Origin of the sequence: Mesorhizobium sp. NZP2077 (genome assembly GCF_013170805.1) — a bacterium.
Classification (GTDB): domain Bacteria; phylum Pseudomonadota; class Alphaproteobacteria; order Rhizobiales; family Rhizobiaceae; genus Mesorhizobium.
Genome location: NZ_CP051293.1, coordinates 1,969,259 through 1,986,012 on the forward strand (window position 1 = coordinate 1,969,259; position 16,754 = coordinate 1,986,012).

At 62.3% G+C, this 16,754-nt stretch carries 13 protein-coding genes and 1 pseudogene; 2 read left to right on the forward strand and 12 right to left on the reverse strand.

Annotated elements, in window-relative coordinates; all coding sequences use genetic code 11:
- Positions 1–45: 45 nt before the first annotated feature.
- Positions 46–1,269 (reverse strand): lytic murein transglycosylase, encoded by a 1,224-nt coding sequence (locus HGP13_RS09700; RefSeq protein ID WP_172224504.1) that lies wholly within the window; start codon positions 1,267–1,269, stop codon positions 46–48.
- Between the two features lie 211 nt (positions 1,270–1,480).
- Here HGP13_RS09700 and galU point away from each other — a divergent pair, with 211 nt between their 5' ends.
- Complete coding sequence (gene galU / locus HGP13_RS09705) at positions 1,481–2,386, forward strand: UTP--glucose-1-phosphate uridylyltransferase GalU (protein WP_172224507.1); 906 nt, start codon at positions 1,481–1,483, stop codon at positions 2,384–2,386.
- Positions 2,387–2,562: 176 nt separating this feature from the next.
- Here galU and HGP13_RS09710 read toward each other — a convergent pair whose 3' ends face one another.
- Entirely contained in the window at positions 2,563–4,362 is a 1,800-nt protein-coding gene (locus HGP13_RS09710; RefSeq protein ID WP_172224510.1) for an outer membrane beta-barrel protein, read from the reverse strand.
- A 208-nt stretch (positions 4,363–4,570) separates the two neighbouring features.
- Here HGP13_RS09710 and HGP13_RS09715 point away from each other — a divergent pair, with 208 nt between their 5' ends.
- Positions 4,571–5,572 (forward strand): KpsF/GutQ family sugar-phosphate isomerase, encoded by a 1,002-nt coding sequence (locus tag HGP13_RS09715; RefSeq protein WP_172224513.1) that lies wholly within the window; start codon positions 4,571–4,573, stop codon positions 5,570–5,572.
- 371 nt (positions 5,573–5,943) lie between these two features.
- On the opposite strand, the gene HGP13_RS09720 is transcribed toward HGP13_RS09715, so the two are convergent.
- From HGP13_RS09720 to HGP13_RS09765, 10 genes and pseudogenes are all read right to left on the reverse strand, one after another.
- Complete coding sequence (locus HGP13_RS09720) at positions 5,944–6,900, reverse strand: hypothetical protein (protein ID WP_172224516.1); 957 nt, start codon at positions 6,898–6,900, stop codon at positions 5,944–5,946.
- A 179-nt stretch (positions 6,901–7,079) separates the two neighbouring features.
- Positions 7,080–7,544 carry an NfeD family protein gene (locus HGP13_RS09725; RefSeq protein ID WP_172224519.1) on the reverse strand — a complete coding sequence of 155 codons (465 nt, stop codon included), beginning with the start codon at positions 7,542–7,544 and terminating at the stop codon, positions 7,080–7,082.
- A gap of 23 nt (positions 7,545–7,567) precedes the next feature.
- Positions 7,568–8,518: an SPFH domain-containing protein gene (locus HGP13_RS09730; RefSeq protein ID WP_172224522.1), complete on the reverse strand. Its 951-nt coding sequence runs from the start codon at positions 8,516–8,518 to the stop codon at positions 7,568–7,570.
- 121 nt (positions 8,519–8,639) lie between these two features.
- Positions 8,640–9,851: an FAD-binding oxidoreductase gene (locus HGP13_RS09735; protein WP_172224525.1), complete on the reverse strand. Its 1,212-nt coding sequence runs from the start codon at positions 9,849–9,851 to the stop codon at positions 8,640–8,642.
- A gap of 54 nt (positions 9,852–9,905) precedes the next feature.
- Positions 9,906–10,970 carry a ferrochelatase gene (hemH, locus tag HGP13_RS09740; protein WP_172224528.1) on the reverse strand — a complete coding sequence of 355 codons (1,065 nt, stop codon included), beginning with the start codon at positions 10,968–10,970 and terminating at the stop codon, positions 9,906–9,908.
- 135 nt (positions 10,971–11,105) lie between these two features.
- Positions 11,106–13,253: a bifunctional UDP-sugar hydrolase/5'-nucleotidase gene (locus HGP13_RS09745; RefSeq protein ID WP_172224531.1), complete on the reverse strand. Its 2,148-nt coding sequence runs from the start codon at positions 13,251–13,253 to the stop codon at positions 11,106–11,108.
- 236 nt (positions 13,254–13,489) lie between these two features.
- The gene (locus HGP13_RS09750) at positions 13,490–13,840 is read right to left on the reverse strand and encodes a hypothetical protein (protein ID WP_348647134.1); all 351 of its coding nucleotides are present in this window, start codon (positions 13,838–13,840) and stop codon (positions 13,490–13,492) included.
- A gap of 112 nt (positions 13,841–13,952) precedes the next feature.
- Entirely contained in the window at positions 13,953–15,398 is a 1,446-nt protein-coding gene (locus tag HGP13_RS09755; protein ID WP_172224536.1) for a homospermidine synthase, read from the reverse strand.
- 132 nt (positions 15,399–15,530) lie between these two features.
- Positions 15,531–16,469, reverse strand: a pseudogene (locus HGP13_RS09760) (DUF3445 domain-containing protein).
- Positions 16,466–16,753 carry a YciI family protein gene (locus HGP13_RS09765; protein ID WP_172224539.1) on the reverse strand — a complete coding sequence of 96 codons (288 nt, stop codon included), beginning with the start codon at positions 16,751–16,753 and terminating at the stop codon, positions 16,466–16,468. The pseudogene HGP13_RS09760 and the gene HGP13_RS09765 overlap by 4 nt, the downstream one beginning before the upstream one ends.
- Position 16,754 lies beyond the last annotated feature (1 nt).

Consider the following 16,754-nt stretch of genomic DNA (forward strand, 5'->3'; position numbering starts at 1 on the left):
CGCCCGCCGAGTGCGCTAGAAACGCGCGTGGCGCCGTGGTCGGCTCTATTTTTGTCTGAGCCATTTGAGCACTTCCATGCTCGGGTAACCGTCCTGGGTCAAGCCGACCTTTGCCTGATAGGTCATGATGGCTGTTTTGGTGCCGTCACCGATCTTGCCGTCGAACTTGCCGTCATAAAGCCCGTGCTGCGAAAGCCGCTTCTGCAATTCCTGCCTTTCCTCGAAGGAGAGCTTGGTGAAAGGCCGGTGCCAGTCCTGCACGAGCCCACTGGAGCCGGCGATCTCGTCGGCAAGAAGGCCGACCGCGAGGGCATATTTGTCGGCGTTGTTGTAGGCCTTGATGACGGAAAAATTCCTGATCATCAGGAAGGCAGGCCCGCCACGGCCATCCGGCACCTTCAGCGTCGCCTTGTCGGTGGGATTCTTGAACGGTTTGCCATTGGCCCTGACGACGCCGAGCGCCTGCCATTGCGCCAGCGTCTTCGATCCGGCGGGCAGTTTTCCGGCCGGTATCGTGACTTCGTAGCCCCAGGTCTTGCCGGCCTGCCAGCCATTCTTCTTCAACAGATTGGCTGATGTCGCCAGCGCATCGGGGATGGAATTCCAGATATCGCGCTTGCCGTTGCCGTCCATGTCGACGGCATAATGCTGGTAGCTGGTGGGAATGAACTGGGTCTGGCCCATGGCGCCGGCCCAGGAGCCCATCAGGTGGCTTTCGTCGATGTCGCCGGTCTGCAGGATCTTCAGCGCCGCGACCAACTGGGTGCGGGCATATTTCGACCGCTTCGGATCGCCATAACCGAGTGTCGCCAGCGAACGCACCACGTTGCGCATGATGTCGTCACGCTTGAGGATCTCGCCATAGTTCGATTCCATCGACCAGATGGCGAGCAGAATGTAGCGGTCGACGCCGAACCGCGCCTCGATCCTGTCCAGCCAAGGCTTCCATTTCTTGGCCATCTGCTGGCCGACGGCTTTGGACTGGTCGTGGACGCGGTTGTCGAAATAATCCCAGGCGGGTGCCGTGAATTCAGGCTGCGTGCGCGCCTTATCCAGCACCACCGGATCGGGCTCCTTGATGTCCCGGAAAGCCTGGTCGTAGACAGAGCCGGAAACGCCGCCGGCCAAGGCGGTGGCACGGAAGCCGGCGACCCATTGCCGGAAACCGGCGTCGGCGAAGGCTGGTCCGGCAGGCATCAGCAAAGCGAGCGAGAGGCTGGCCGCCGTCATGACGCTGGTAAAATGTTTTGCGACATTGCGAACGGACATGTTTTCCCCCTTCTCTGTCTCAGGAATGACCATTCATCGCCGAACCGGGTTAGGAATTAGTTTACCATAGGTGTCGCCTGGAACGAAAAGACACCTCGATGCTTTAACCGGTGGAAGTTTCCCTCACCCGCTCCAGTAATCTTCAATTCCGGCGTGAAAATGTCGCGAGACAGGGATTGCGGAGCCGGGCAGCAAACGGATAATTGAAAGCATGAAAAGAGTTCGCAAGGCAGTTTTCCCAGTCGCCGGTCTCGGCACGCGGTTCCTCCCGGCCACCAAGGCTGTTCCCAAGGAGATGCTGACCGTCGTCGACCGGCCGGTCATCCAGTATGTGGTGGATGAGGCGCGCGAAGCGGGCATCGAGCATTTCATCTTCGTGACGGGCCGAAACAAGGCGGTCATCGAGGACCATTTCGATATCCAGTTCGAACTCTATGACACGCTGGCCCAGCGCGGCAAGGACGAGCAGCTTGCCCGGCTGCAGCGGCTGCAGCCGGGGCCGGGGCAGACCAGCTTCACCCGCCAGCAGGTGCCGATGGGGCTGGGCCATGCCGTCTGGTGCGCGCGGGAACTGGTCGGCGACGAGCCGTTCGCGCTTCTATTGCCCGACATGATCATGCAGTCGGAGAAGAGCTGTATGAAGGCGATGGTCGAGCTCTACGAGGAAACCGGCAACAACATCATCGCCGTGCAGGAATGCGACCCGGCGGAGGCCCACAAATACGGCATCGTCGGTCGCGGCGAGGACACGCATCACGGCTTCCGCATCACCGAGATGGTGGAGAAGCCGAAGACCGGTACAGCACCCTCCAACCTCTACATCAACGGCCGCTACATCCTGCAGCCCGAGATATTCAAGATCCTCGAAGGCCAGGAAAAGGGCGCCGGCAACGAAATACAGCTCACCGACGCGATGCTGAAGCTGGAAAAGCAGCAGGCCTTCTACGGTTACCACTATAAGGGCCGCACCTTCGATTGCGGTTCGCCGGAAGGTTTTGTCGAGGCCAATGTCGCCTTCGCGCTGTGGCGCAGCGACATGAACGAGAACATGGCCGGCGTCATCCGCACGCTGCTTGACGAAATGAAGCCGTCAGAGCGCCGCGGGGCTGCGTTTTAGGGTACGCCGATATTCAGGTGATGCCGGCCTGCGGATGGCCAGTGCCTGCGCTTCCCCGTTCTACTGCGTCGCAGTAGAACTGTGCTCACGTACTTCAAGTACGCTCCGCTCCGGTTCTCGGTATCAGCCATTCTCGGCCTGACCTGAATCTCGACATACCCTTGGCGCATGTGCCTTCAGCGCTGCACTTTCAGGCCGAGATAGATGCTGTTGGCGGTGTAGTCGCGGCCGGGCAGGTTGCTGGTCAGCTTTTCAGTCCTCACCCTTGTGGTGAGACCGGCATAGCGGTTCAGCCACCAGGTCAGCCCAGTTTCGACGCTCAAGATCTGGTCATGGCCATCGATGCCGACATAGTGGCGCCAGTCGAGGCCGAGCGCCGCATTCGCGGTCAGATTGGCGCGGATCTGGCGTTCACCTGTCAGGCGACCGGAGTAGAGGATATCGCCGCTTTCACCTGATGTGGTCGTGGTCTCGACGGTGGTCTTGCCGGTCAGGCCGATCGTGGTGCCGCGCTCCGGCGACCATTTGAGGTCGGCATTGACGGTTGCGCCCGAAATCGCCTCCAGGCTCTTGTCATCGATCGCCTCCCGCAGCCAGCCGGCCGAGAATTCGCCTGACAGCTTCTCACCCATGTCGAGTTGCAGGCCGGCGCGGGCGCCGAGCCGCGTCGAGGAGCGCTCGAAGCCTTCATTGTCGATGCGCTGATCATAGGCTCGGCGGCCGACTTCGATTTCGGTGAACGGGGTGAGGGCCGGGGAGATTTCGTAACCGGTGCGCAAGGTCGCCGTGTAGAGCGTGTTATCCTGATCCTTCTGCGACAGCGTGGTGCCGTCCGAAAGCTTGGCGTCGCCGTAGAAGTCGTGCGAGACCGCGCCGGTCAGCGTGTACTGCATCTTGCCGACATGCTTTTCGACGCCGAGGCTGCCGTCGATCGTCTGGCGCAGCGGCTGGGTGCTGACGCCGGCAATGGCATCGGGCGACGATGCCGATTCCGGCACGGCTTCGTAGCCGAGCTTGGCTATAGCGCGCAGTTCATTGTCGAGGTCGACATTGAGCTGGCCTTCGATGCGGCCTTGCGCATTGTGAACGGGGTAGCCCGACACGGTTTCGCGAAACAGGCCATAGCCGTCGATGGTGGCGGAGTTTTCGCGCCAGTCGGAAACGGCGGTAAAACGCAACGCCGTCTCCGACAGCAGCGCCGAGGTGCCGGCACTGCTCGAATCGGCATTCGTGGTGGCGGTCAGCCCCTGTTCGATCGACGGGCGGATGACGAAGGAGCCCCATTTGACGCCGGTCGGCGCGAACGGATCCTCTTCGGCCTTCTTGTTCTGGCCCTCAATGGCGGCGGTGCGCTCGGCGCCGGGGTCAAGCTTCTGCCTGTCGGCGCTGTCGACGGTGAGGGCACGGCGGTTGGCCGTCTCCTCATCCGTGTCGGTCGTACCGGCGGCGTCCGTCGTGGAGGCCGTCGTTGACGCGGTTGTGCCGGTGGTTGCAGCCGTCGTTTTTTTCTTCTTTTTCGACTTGTCGGCCGTCTTGGCGCCCGCTTTGGCCTTGTCCTGATCCGTCGCGTTCTGCTTGGCGTTCGATGGGCGGCGGCGAGGCTTGGGCGGCGTCGGATTGTCGGTGGAGGTGTCGTCGGTCGCCTGCGGTGGATCAAAAACGCTGCCGGTGGCGGCATCGACGCCCGTGTCGTCTGGGACGGCGCCGGCGCTGGCCGGCAGATAGGTGCGCGACGGCGTATCGTCCTGCGCGGTATTACCCGACGCCTGCTGGCCCTGGGCGGCAACGGCGAGCTGCCTTGCCTTGCGCTGCTGGTCGGACAGGATCGCCGATTCGGAAACCTCGCCGCGCAGCTCGGTTTCCTGGGCATGAAGGGCGATCGGGCGCAGCAAGGCAAGCATGCTGGTTGCCAGCAGCAAGGCGCAGACCGCCTTGCCCTGTCGTCCTCTCGATTTTTCTGGCTGGGCCCCGGACATCGCCACCACTGCTTGCGCGGCGCTATGCGCGCCATACTTACCGAACCGTAAATGGGGATGGTTAACGGAGGGTTGAGGCAGCGATCGTTCGTCCGGTTAAAGTGCCGCTGTTTGCGGGATCGTGTGGCGCGTCCGAGGCCTTCGCCGTCTGGGCGTCAGTGCCATTTCTGTTGGACAGGCGGGCGGCAAAGCGCTAATCGCATCACCCATGCATGCGAAATCCCTGGATAAGAAGCCCCTGGACAGGCAAGCGTCGATTGATTCGGCACTGAGAACGGTGGCGACCGAGCAGGCCGGGATCGCCGCCCTGGCCGAAGCGCTCGAGAACGGACTGGCCGCGCCTTTCGCGCAAGCCGTCGACATGATCTCGAAGATCGAGGGCCGGCTGATCGTCACCGGCGTCGGCAAAAGCGGCCATATCGGCTCGAAGATCGCGGCGACGCTGGCTTCGACCGGCACGCCAGCCTTCTTCGTCCATCCCGTCGAGGCCAACCATGGCGATCTCGGCATGATCGCCAAGGACGATGCTATCATCGCCATGTCGTGGTCGGGCGAAAGCCTCGAGCTCAAGGGCATCATCGCCTATTCCAGGCGCTTCTCCATTCCGCTTATTGCCATAACTGCTGGGGAGACATCGGCGCTGGCGCGTGCGGCCGATGTGGTGCTGCTTTTGCCGCGCACCCCCGAGGCCTGTCCGCACGGCCTGGCGCCGACGACATCGACACTACTGCAACTGGTCATCGGCGATGCTCTGGCGATAGCGTTGCTCGAGGCGCGCGGCTTCACGCCGGATCATTTCCGCACCTTCCATCCCGGCGGCCAGCTCGGCGCCAATTTGACGCTGGTCTCCGAGATCATGCGGGTAGGCGACCAGATTCCGCTGGCACTTCTCGGCACCAAGATGCCGGAAGCGGTCATGACGCTGTCGCACAAGAAGGTCGGCTGCGTCCTGATCGTCGACACCAATGGCGAATTGGCCGGGATCATCACCGACGGCGATGTCGCGCGCAACCTGCACCGCCACCTGGCCGACGTCATCGTCGACGAGGTGATGACCCGCACGCCCAAGACGGTCGACCCGCAGACGCTTGCCGGCACGGCGATCGCGCTGCTCAACGAGCACAATATCGGTGCGCTGGTGGTGACCAAGAACAACATGCCGCTCGGCGTGGTGCATTTCCACGACCTGCTGCGAATCGGTGCTGCCTGAGGTGCATTGATATTCAGGTGAGGCCGGCCTGCGAACGGCTGATACCTGCGGGTAGTGTCTCAGTTTGAAATTTGCCGGTTAGGCGAAACCGCCTCGCCGCGTTTGCTCCAATAGGCCGAACCGCCTATATGCTTACCGGAAAGCATGAGCCGGACATATGCCGCGAATTTGGAAGATTGTACGCCATGGGGCTCCTGACCAATGGGAGGATTCCATCCCAGAGAAGTCGTTGGCTAAAGGCCAACGGGCTGTACTTCTTTGGCGTCTAGCCTTGAGCCACCTGCCACCTGCTGCATCACCACTCCCACGAAACGCGCCGCGCCCCACTACCTCACTTACCGTGAAACGCGACCGCTCGGGAAACAAGAGCTTCACCGTGTACGCGAGCGGCAGCCCAATACACTATATTGCGACCTTGGAGGACGCCCCGGATGCCAACCGGACCTAAAGGCCAGAAGCGCCCCGCCGACGTTATCGGCAATGCCGTCCGCGTCATGCGCATTGCCACCGGCGATGAAGCCGACGACGTGATTGACGACGGCAAAGACCCTGCCGCGAAGTCGCTTGGCGCGAAGGGCGGAAAGAAGCGCGCCGCCAATATGACGCCAGAGCGGCGCACCGAGATCGCCAAGCAGGCAGCTGCTAAGCGCTGGCAAAGCCTTAGCGGCCAGTTTCCTATGCTGCCTTAGCCGTTTTGCCACGTCCTTTATGGGTTCAGCGGTCGGCAAATTTTCGGGCATCGTCGCGCCACTGTTCCGCATCGTCTGGCGGACATCGTGAGCTATGGCCTTGTCCTTGGAAATTAGGTTGTATTCTCCCTTGATGCCTTCCTTTTGGATCACGTCAGCCGCGACATTCATCTGAAATTCGTTCGCTGAAAGTTCGAGCGGACCAGCGTGATCGAATGGGTTGTCATCTTGCTGTAGGCCCTTTTTTGCCAGCACATCACGTCGGCTCATGCCATACAGCCCTTGATATCGCGCATCGTGAAAGAGCGGCTGTTTCTTGCTCGACAGGCCCGCGCCCTGAGCAACACCGCTGACAACCCGAAAAGCCGTCTTTACACGTTCGCGAAGCTGGAGGCGCTTCTCATCGGCCGAAAGCGCGTCCTCCTGCTCCATTCTATGCGTCTGCACGACGAAGTAAGCTTGTGCGCCAGCAATCTCTGGTTTGCTGGGATCGCCGTTCATGGCGATGAGACGGCAAGCGCCCCTCGTGAGGAAATAATCATCGCCGCGCTTCTGAGCACCACCGCCGACTTCCATCAACTTGTGCGTCAACACAACTTGATGTGACGGGTCTATGCCGTTTGCCGTCAGAAACCGCAATTGCTAAATTTCAAACTGAGACACTACCTACCTGCGCTTCCCCGTTCTATTGCGTCGCAGTAGAACTGAGCTCACGTACGAAAAGTACGCTCCGCTCCGGCTCTCGGTATCAGCCATTTTCGACTCGGCCTGACCTGAACCTCAACACATCTTGTGCACCGCCGCCCGGGTTGAAAATTTCAGACGCGTTCCACCGTCAATTCCAGATCGGTATCCGCAGCACTCGTCACGCGCACCTGCGTGCCGGCGGGCAGGTCCGGGCCGGAGACGCGCCATAGCGTGTCGCCGAGCTTGATGCGGCCGCGGCCGTTGGCGATCGGTTCGGCGAGCGTCGCCATGCGACCGACCATCTGCGCGCCGCGCCGGTTAAGTAGCGGCTGGTCGGTCGGATCATTGCGGCTGCCGACCACCCTCTTGCCGACATAGGCCGAGACCAGCGACAGCGCGAGGAACGCGAGGACCTGAACCTGCCAGGTCCAGAATGCCGCGTCCCAGATCAGCAGCGACACCGCGCCGATGATCAGCGCGGCGATGCCGATCCACAGCATGAAGATGCCGGGCGCGATGATTTCCATCACCAGCAGGACGAAGCCCAGAACCATCCAGCTCCACGGGCCGAGTTCGGAAATGACACGATCGATCATGGTGTTCTCCTCTGTTGGAGACTTCAATTATCGGTCGGACGCACGACTGGCGGGCGGGCGGCCTGCCTCTGCGAACCGGTCGTGCCTTCGCTGCGGAAGACTTCCTTGGCGATTTCGCCGATGCCGCCGAGCGAGCCGATCAGCGACGACGCCTCGAAGGGCATCAGCACGATCTTGCTGTTGGTGGCGGTGCCGATCCTGCCAAGAGCTTCGGTGTATTTCAGCGCGACGAAGTAATTCAGCGCCTGCACGTCGCCCTTGGAAATCGCTTCCGACACCACCTGCGTGGCGCGGGCTTCGGCCTCGGCCGAGCGCTCGCGAGCCTCGGCGTCACGGAAGGCGGCTTCCTTGCGGCCTTCGGCTTCCAGGATCTGCGATTGCTTGAGGCCTTCGGCGGCGAGGATCTGCGCGCGCTTGTTACGCTCGGCGGTCATCTGGCGGCCCATCGATTCGATGAGGTTGGCCGGTGGGTTGATATCCTTGATCTCGACGCGGGTGATCTTGATGCCCCACGGATGCGCCGCCTCGTCGACGACGCGCAGCAGGCGTTCGTTGATAGCGTCGCGGTTCGACAACAGCTCATCGAGGTCCATCGAGCCCATGACGGTACGGATGTTGGTCATCGTCAAGTTGAGAATGGCGTTCTGCAGGCCGGCAACCTGGTAAGCGGCCTGTGCCGCGTTGAGGATCTGGTAGAAGGCGATGCCGTCGACGCCGACGATGGCGTTGTCGCGGGTGATGATCTCCTGGCTCGGAACGTCGAGCACCTGTTCCATCATGTTCATCTTGGCGCCGATGCGGTCGACGAACGGGGTGATGATATTGAGGCCGGGGCTCAGTGTCCTAGTGTAACGACCAAAGCGTTCGACGGTATAGTTGTAGCCTTGCGGAACTGTCTTGATGCCTTTGAACAGCACCAGCACGACAAGTGCGACAAGAACAATGACCGCAATATCGAAACCACTGAAATCCATTTGGCTCTCCCTCAGAAGCAGGCCGCGAGAGCCATTCCCGCGCAGCCGACTTCACCAAAGACTTAAGTGTGTTTCAGGTGCGTTACAATCAGGTGATGAAGGATTGTTTGTCGGTTTGCACTCACCGGTTGAAGGCGAACAGCTCTGCATCCGTGTCGTCCAGTCCTTTGATCGAGGCCGAGACAATTTCGGAAGCGATGCGCGAAAAGGTGATGCCATTGCCGCCATAACCCATCACCGCATGGATGCGAGGATGTCTGGGGATAGCTCCGATATAGGGCAGGCCGGTGGTGGTTGTGCCGAAGGAGCCGGTCCAGGCGAATTCGGGCCTTACGTCGAGATGGGGCAACAGGCGGCCCAGCTTTTCGGCGATGCGGGCGCTCTTGTCGGCGATCAGTTCATCGCGCCGGGTCTCGTCGACAAAATCCTCGTCCTCGCCGCCGCAAATGACACGGCCATCCGGCGTCGCGCGCATGTAGAGGTAGGGATCCGACGCCTCCCAGATGAACGCTGCCTGCGGCCAGAGTTTTTGGGGCTGCGGGCGCGTCGCGATCGCCCAGGTCGAGATGATCCGGTGAGCGGTGGCCGGCACGATGTCGACCAGTTCGTACCCGGTGGCCAGAACCACATGCCGTGCCGTTATGGTGGGGCCGTCTTTCGTGGCCACGGCCACCGCGTCGGCATTGTCTTCGATCGCCGTCGCTTCGACGGGCGCGTGGAAGCGGGCCTTGCGCTCCAGCGCCTTGAGCAGCAGCCCGGCGGTCAGCCTGCGCGGGTCGAGCGCGATGTTGCCATGGCTGAGAATGGCGCCGCCGCGGTCGATGCCGAATGTCTCCGCCAGCGGCTGCGGCGTCAGATAGGTGGCGGCAATGCCCGCTTGCCGCCGCGCTTCGGCTTCAGCATGCAGTTCCGATGGGCCAAGCAGCGTGCCGGCAAGATAAAGCGACTGGGTGCGCCGCAGGCGACAGTCGATTGCGAGATCCTCGATGCGGCCAGCCAGGTTGGAAACGGCGAGCCGCGAGCGGCGCCAGGCCTGCTGTGCCTTGGTCTTGCCGATCATCTTCGAGAGCGTCGAAAGCGGCTGGTCGATTTCGAACTGGACCAGCGCTGTAGTCGCGGCGGTCGAGCCTTTCAGCGGCCCGCGCCGGTCGATGCAGATCACGGCATGACCGTCCGCCGTCAGCGCCTCTGCCATCATGGCGCCGCTGATGCCCATGCCGATGATCAGCACGTCGGTCTTGACGTCGCGGGTCAGCGCCGATGTCGGAACGGCAGGCGCGCGATAGGCGGACCAGACGGGCCGGCCAGTTCTGAGGTCGAGTTTGCGGGACATTTAGTTCTCCGGAGGGTGCCGCTCAACGCCCCGGAGTGGCCGTTGTTCCGGGTGTCAGATCCAGCCTAACAATTCACGCCGCACCATCGCCTCGATCACCGCCATGCCTTCGGCGCTATCGTTGAGGCAAGGGATGTGCGCAAAATTCTTGCCGCCGGCGTGATGGAAAGTCTCCGCCGCTTCCCGGCCGATCTCATCCAGCGTCTCGATGCAGTCGACGGAAAAGCCGGGATTGACGATGGCGATCGACTTGACGCCGTCCTTGCCCAGTTTCTCTACTGTCTTGTCGGTGTAGGGCTGCAGCCATTCCTGCGCGCCGAAGCGCGACTGGAAGGTGATGATCAGTTTCTTGTCATCCCAGCCGAGCCGTTCGCGCAACAGCCGTGTCGTCTTCTGGCAGTGGCAATAATAGGGATCGCCCTTCTCGAAATAGGGCTTTGGGATGCCGTGATAGGAGGTGATGACCACCTCTGGTTCGAAATCCAGCGTTGCGAGGTTCTGCTCGATCGAACGCGCCAGCGCCTCGATATAGACAGGCTCGTCATAGTAAGGCGGCACGCTGCGGATGGCCGGTGCGCGGCGCATCTTCATCAGGGCGCGAAACAGCTGGTCGTTGGCTGTTGCCGTCGTGGTCGCCGAATACTGGGGATAGAGCGGGAACGAAAGAATGCGGTCGCAGCCCTGTGCGACCAGCCTCTCGGCGACACTTGCGGTCGAAGGATTGCCGTAACGCATCGCCCAATCGACGACGACATCAGGCAGGTCGCGCAACGCTTCGGCCAGCTTTTCGCCCTGGGCGCGGGTGTAGGTGCGCAGCGGCGACTCGTTCTTCTCCCGGTTCCAGATCCGGGCATAGTTGGCGCCCGACTTCTTCGGCCGCATCGTGAGCACCAGGCCGTAAAGGATCGGGTACCAGATCGCCCTGTTGAGCTCGATGACGCGCGGATCGGACAGGAACTCGCGGAGATACCGCCACATCGGCTTGAAATCGGTGCCGTCAGGCGTGCCGAGATTGATCAGCATGACGCCGATCTTGCCGGTCTTGACCGGCGGATGCCCGGCCGGCCGTGGGCCGAGGGCCTTCGCGGCTTTGGAATCGACAGGAGTGGAAGGCGTCATACGGGTTCTCCAGGAGACGCGAACCTAACCATCTTGCGCGGGCTTTCAATGCAGCGTCTGGCCGCACCTTAGGCCGAAAACATGAAACCCGCCCGGTTCCCGGGCGGGTTTCATTCCTGAAAGGGCGAAGGGAGGTTACTTCGCCGGGATTGTCAGCGTCGCGCCGAGCTTGAGCTGGTGAGGCCTTTGACCCTTGTTGGCCTCGTAGATGAGTTTCCACTTGGTCGCGTCGCCATAGGCTTGCTTGGCCAGATCCCAATAGGTATCGCCGGCGACGATAACATGGCTGCCTGTGGCTGGTGCGGCTTCCGCGGGCTTTGCCGGTTCGACAGGCTTTGCGGGTTCTGCCGGCGCGGGCGCCGCGGGTGCAGGAGCAGGTTCAGCCGGTTTTGCCGGTTCGGCTGGTGCCGGTGCCGGAGCAGCGGGAGCCGGCGGGGCCGGTGGCGGCGGTGCTGCCTCCGTCGATATGGCCGGTGGCGTGTTGGCGATATCGCCCGAGTTGGCGGGCAGTTCCGGCATTGCAGGGGCGGCATCCGCGGGCTTTGCCGGTTCAGCCGGCTTGGCGGCCTCGGCTGGCGCTGGCGTTGCAGGAGCGGGCGCCGGGGTTGCCGGCGCGGTCTCGGCTGGCTTGGCAGGCTCGGCGGCAGGTGCTGCCGGTGCTGCGGCAACGGTCGCGGCGATCTCGGTGATGCGGCCGTCGAGCCTGGGCGTGTAGGGCCGGTGGGCGGCGAGATAGTCGGCAACGACCTGTTCGAGACCGGGACCATAATCATAGGCGTTCTTGGCCTTTTCGGCGAAGATTTTGTAGCCGTCGCCGCCCTGGCGGACATAGTTGTTGGTGGCGACGAGATAGTCCTTGTCGGGATTGATCGGCGTCCAGGCGCCGTTCTCCATCACTTCGACGGATTTGACGCGGCCGGCATTGGGCGCGACCGACTTGTCGAAGGAATATTTGAGGCCCGCCACCTGCGGGAAGCGGCCGGCGCCGTCCTCGATCTGGCTGAGGCCGCCTTCGAGACCGGCCACCAGGTCCTTACCGGAAATCTGGAAGGTCGCCAGCGTGTTCTGGAACGGCAGCACGGTCAGCACCTCACCCATGGTGACGGTGCCCTTGTCGATCGAGGCGCGCAGGCCGCCACCATTGGAGATGACGATCTCGACACCCTGTCCCTTGACGCGGTCGAGGATGGCGTCGGAGACGAGGTTGCCCATCGCGCATTCCTTGGCGCGGCAATTCTCGCGGCTGCCGTCGATGACGTCGGTGGTCTCGGCCACTTCCTTGTTCTTCAGGGCCTCGATCGGTGCGCCAAGTTCCTTGATGCGGGCGAGCACGGCGGGATCGGGAGTGATCGACTTGTCGAGATAGATCGGGTCGCCGCTGGCCGATTTGACGACGCCATTGTCGTCGAACACGATCTTGAACTCACCGAGATATTTCGAATAGGAGGCCGCCTGCACGACCGGCACCTTGTAGCCGTCGGGATTGTCCACCATCGTCGGATAGGGGCCTTCTGCCTTCGGGTCGGTGTTCGACAGAAGCGAGTGGCTGTGGCCACCGACGACGACATCGATGCCCGGGATCTTGGCAATGACATCGCGCTCGCGCCGATAGCCGATATGGGTGACGGCGATGATCTTGTTGACGCCTTGCGCCTTCAGCTTCTCGACCTCGGCGGTGATCGACTTGACGTCGTCCGCGATGGCGATGTTGGGGCCGGGCGAGGCGAGTTCCGGCGTGTCGTTGGTGACGGCGCCGATGATGCCGATCTTCTGTCCGCCGACCTCGACGACGATCGACGGCTTGATCTTGCCGGCTGCGCCGGATTTGTCGTTGGGCACGACATTGGCACTGACGATCGGGAACTTCGCCTTGTCGAGGAAAGGCACCAGCGCGCTCTCGCCGTCGTCGAATTCGTGGTTGCCGAGCGTCACCGCGTCGGGCTTTATCTGATTGAGGAATTCCTCTTCCACGGTGCCTTTGTAGGTGGTGTAGAACAGCGATCCCTGGAAGCTGTCGCCGGCATTGAGCAGCAGCACGTTCTGACCTTCGAGCTTCTTGCGTTCCTGGGCGACCGCCGTGATCAGCCGGCCGGCGCCGCCGATGCATTCGCCCTTGGTTTCTTCATCGGCCGAACAGGTCGATTCGTATTTGTTGTTGCCTTCGATGCGGCTGTGCCAATCATTGAAATGCAAAATGTTCAGTGTGTAGTCGGCAAAGGATGCGCCGGCCGACAGGCCAAGCGTCGATACGGACAGGGCGGCAATGGCGGCAAATTTCTTCATCTTCGTCTCCCGGTAGGCTGACCAGAGGCGTTTAGCGCCTTTGCTTGACTGGGGTATAACAGCCAGCGTTTTGACCATGTTCCCATCGCGTTCCGGCTGACGCAAGCGGAAATGCCGGGGGTTGTTTGCAAGCGCACAACCGGGGGTATTTGCCGGCGAAAAACCCGGGGTATTTGCAAATGCAAAAAAGGACGGCGGCCACAGGGCCGCCGTCCTTTAGCTCGGTTAGTGCTGGTTCAAGTACGACGTGTAAACACGAAGTTCTTGCCGGCCGAGTCCGTGCAGTTGAGCTGGTTGATGGACACCATCAGGCAGTTGGTGTTGATCTGCGTGTGGCGGATCAACGAGGTGCCGGTGATCTCGAGCGATGTGGCGCCGGTCATGGTGTAAGTGCCCTCGGCGAACGGCTCTCCGGTCTCGGCGGAAACAGTCTTGTATTTTCCGCCGTTGAATGTCGAAAGCGCCTTGCCCGTGCCGTCGATCCACGAGCCTTCGACGCCTTTCGGCGCCGCCGCCATCGGCGGCTCATTGGGCCCGCTGGTCGTACAGGCAGCAAGCCCCGCCAACGCAACGGCTGCGACGCTCATCGAAAGACTCTTGCGTGCAATATTCATATGAAAACCCTCTCCTCAGTCCGCATGCCTTCAATCGCCCGATTTCCGGGCGATTGCAAGGCAGGGGCGGGTGTTCTGCTGAGTGCTATCGGACGAGGATGTTGCGGAATTGCCACGGGTCGCTGCGGTCGAGGTCCTCCGGGAAGAGGCCCGGGCGCCTGTCGAGCGGCGTCCAGTCGGTGTAATGGCCTTCGACCGGTCCGAGATAGGGCGCCTGCACTTCCAGGCAGCGCTTGTAGTCCATCTCGTCGGCCTCGACGATGCCGGCATCCGGGTTTTCCAGGGCCCAGACCATGCCGGCGAGAACGGCCGAAGTGACCTGCATGCCAGTGGCATTCTGATAGGGCGCCAGCTTGCGCGCCTCGGCGAGCGAGAGGTGCGAGCCGTACCAGTAGGCATTCTTGTCGTGGCCGTAGAGCAGGACGCCGAGTTCGTCGACACCGTCGACCAACTCGTTCTCGTCGAGCACGTGGTGCACGGCTTGAGGCTTGCCGGCGGCGCCGAACATTTCGTCCAGCGACAGCATCGCGTCGTTGCAGGGGTGGTAGGCGTAGTGGCAGGTGGGGCGGTACTGAACCTTGCCCTTCTTGGAGCGCACGGTGAAGAAATCGGCGATCGAGATCGCCTCGTTGTGCGTCACCAGCAGGCCGTATTGCGGGCCCGGCGTCGGGCACCAGGAGCGCACGCGCGTGTTGGCGCCGGGCTGCTCCAGATAGATCGCGGCCTTGGAGCCGTGCTTGTGCTTCTTGCCGTTCTTCGGCATCCACTTCTCATGCGTGCCCCAACCGAGCTCGGCCGGCTGCAGGCCTTCGGAGATGAAGCCCTCGACCGACCAGGTGTTCCAGAACACATCCATCGGCTTCGGCTTCTTGGCGCGCTGGGTGTCGCGCTCGGCGATGTGGATGCCCTTGACGCCGGCCTTCTTCATCAGCTTGGCCCAGCCCTCGCGGTCGTCCTGCGCGGGCTCAGAGAATTCCAGGTCAAGATCGGTGGCGAGGTTCACCAGCGCCTGCTTGACGAACCACGAAACCATGCCGGGGTTGGCGCCGCAGGTGGAGACGGCGGTGGCGCCGCCAGGCTTGTCGTGCTTCTCCTTGATCAGCGCTTCGCGCAGCGCATAGTTGGTGCGGCTGGCATTGTCGGCCTTGGCGTCGAAATAAAAGCCGAGCCACGGCTCGACGACGGTGTCGATGTAGAGCACGCCGAGCTTGCGGCAGAGGCGCATCAGGTCCACCGAGCCGGTATCGACCGACAAATTGATGCAAAAGCCCTGGCCGCCGCCATTGGTCAGCAGCGGCGTCAGAAGCTTCTTGTAGTTCTTCTCGCTCACCGCTTCCTGGACGAAGGCGATGCCGCGCTCGTCGAGCAGCTTGCGGTCGGTGTCGCGCGGGTCGAGGACCGTCATGCGCGACTTGTCGAACTTGAAATGGCGTTCGAGGAGAGGCAGCGTTCCCCGGCCGATCGAACCGAAGCCGATCATCACCACGGGGCCGGTAATCTCACCGTAAACGGGCCAGTTTTCATTCGCCATTTTATCGAGCACTCCTTCGGACATATGCAAAAACCAGGCAAACACCTGCAAAACCAGAGGGCATTTTCGCCCAACGGTCATGCGCTACATCACAGATCATTGTCATAAACCAGCGAAAAGCGCCAACCCGGGCTAGCCGTCCCTGGCCATGTGGTTAAGGACCGAGATCAGCCGGTCGCGGTCCGATGTCAGGCCCTTATAGTCGAGTTGGTCGAGGTCGAGCGCTTAGAGCTGGGCGGCAAAAGACACTGCGAGCGTCGCCCGGTCGGGGTGCCGCGCCAGCACGGCGAGCGGGTCGAGATGGATGCGGATGGTGAACAGGATGTCGCGTGAGGACGGCAATTTGCGCAGCGTCTGACGCTCGACGCGGATGAAGCCGTGCGCCTTGACGTCACCGTCGGGGAAGCGCGTCGGCCGGTTGGTGGCGCGGTCGATGCGCTCGACATTCGATAGTGGATGGTAGAGCGCATTGTCGGCCTGGATCGACCAGTTGAAGCGCTCGACCGCCTGGCCCTGCAGGCCGTCGAACATGCGGTTGATCAATGCGGCAGGGCGCGTGCCCGGGCCGAAGCCCGGCACGGGTTCGTGGATCTGCTGCAGCGGCTTGCCGAACTTTTCGAGCAGCGACCAGGATGAGGGAAAGCATAACGAACCCGCCGCGAGCCGCCAGCCGCTGTCGTCGCGGCGCATCAGGATCAGGTCTTCCTGGACCAGCAGCGAGGCAGCGACCAGCGGCGCGTCGGCAAGGTCCGAAGGCAAAGCAGGGTGGTTCGCGGCGCCCACGACCTCGACACCCGCATCGGTGCGGCGATGGGTGTGCGGAAATCGCTCCGGCAGGTAGGCGCCGAGCAAGTCGAGCACTTCGCGTTGGGCGTCGCGCGTGCCGTCCTCCTCGACGAAGACCCGCTCGGGGATTTCAGCATAAAGCCGGCGCTTCTCGGCGAGATAGGGCAGAAGATGGTCGTCGACCTCGATCCAGTTTGCCGGCTCAAGGGGCTTCAGCCCGATGTTGAACAGCTTCGACGAGCCGTCATAGGGGGTGTGGGTGGGCAGGGCCTCGACCAAGCTCATGCTTCCTTGAAAGCGTCGAGACTGGCGGCGGTCATCCTGGCCAGGAATTCGGTGACATCGTAGTCCGCGGCGCCTGCCTTGGCGAAAGGGTCGGCAGCTAGCCTCTCGTCGAGGATATCGCGCGGGCATTGGGCGATGATGACGCCGCCGGTACGCGGTTTCTTCGGCCCGGAGGCGATGAAGACGCCCTCCGCATAGCAGGCCTTCAGCCATTCGATATGCGCCGCCTGCAAGCGGTCGATCTCGGTCAGAGGCACCTTGTAGTTCAGCGAAACGACGAACATG

Bases quoted from the DNA above. Each gene is read 5' to 3' on its own strand.
- HGP13_RS09735 (WP_172224525.1), bottom strand. From the start codon at position 9,851: ATGTCCCGCAAACTCGACCTCAGAACTGGCCGGCCCGTCTGGTCCGCC.
- HGP13_RS09750 (WP_348647134.1), bottom strand. From the start codon at position 13,840: ATGAGCGTCGCAGCCGTTGCGTTGGCGGGGCTTGCTGCCTGTACGACC.
- HGP13_RS09700 (WP_172224504.1), bottom strand. From the start codon at position 1,269: ATGTCCGTTCGCAATGTCGCAAAACATTTTACCAGCGTCATGACGGCG.
- galU (WP_172224507.1), top strand. From the start codon at position 1,481: ATGAAAAGAGTTCGCAAGGCAGTTTTCCCAGTCGCCGGTCTCGGCACG.
- HGP13_RS09730 (WP_172224522.1), bottom strand. From the start codon at position 8,518: ATGGATTTCAGTGGTTTCGATATTGCGGTCATTGTTCTTGTCGCACTT.
- HGP13_RS09765 (WP_172224539.1), bottom strand. From the start codon at position 16,753: ATGTTCGTCGTTTCGCTGAACTACAAGGTGCCTCTGACCGAGATCGAC.
- HGP13_RS09725 (WP_172224519.1), bottom strand. From the start codon at position 7,544: ATGATCGATCGTGTCATTTCCGAACTCGGCCCGTGGAGCTGGATGGTT.
- HGP13_RS09755 (WP_172224536.1), bottom strand. From the start codon at position 15,398: ATGGCGAATGAAAACTGGCCCGTTTACGGTGAGATTACCGGCCCCGTG.
- HGP13_RS09745 (WP_172224531.1), bottom strand. From the start codon at position 13,253: ATGAAGAAATTTGCCGCCATTGCCGCCCTGTCCGTATCGACGCTTGGC.
- HGP13_RS09715 (WP_172224513.1), top strand. From the start codon at position 4,571: ATGCATGCGAAATCCCTGGATAAGAAGCCCCTGGACAGGCAAGCGTCG.
- hemH (WP_172224528.1), bottom strand. From the start codon at position 10,970: ATGACGCCTTCCACTCCTGTCGATTCCAAAGCCGCGAAGGCCCTCGGC.
- HGP13_RS09710 (WP_172224510.1), bottom strand. From the start codon at position 4,362: ATGTCCGGGGCCCAGCCAGAAAAATCGAGAGGACGACAGGGCAAGGCG.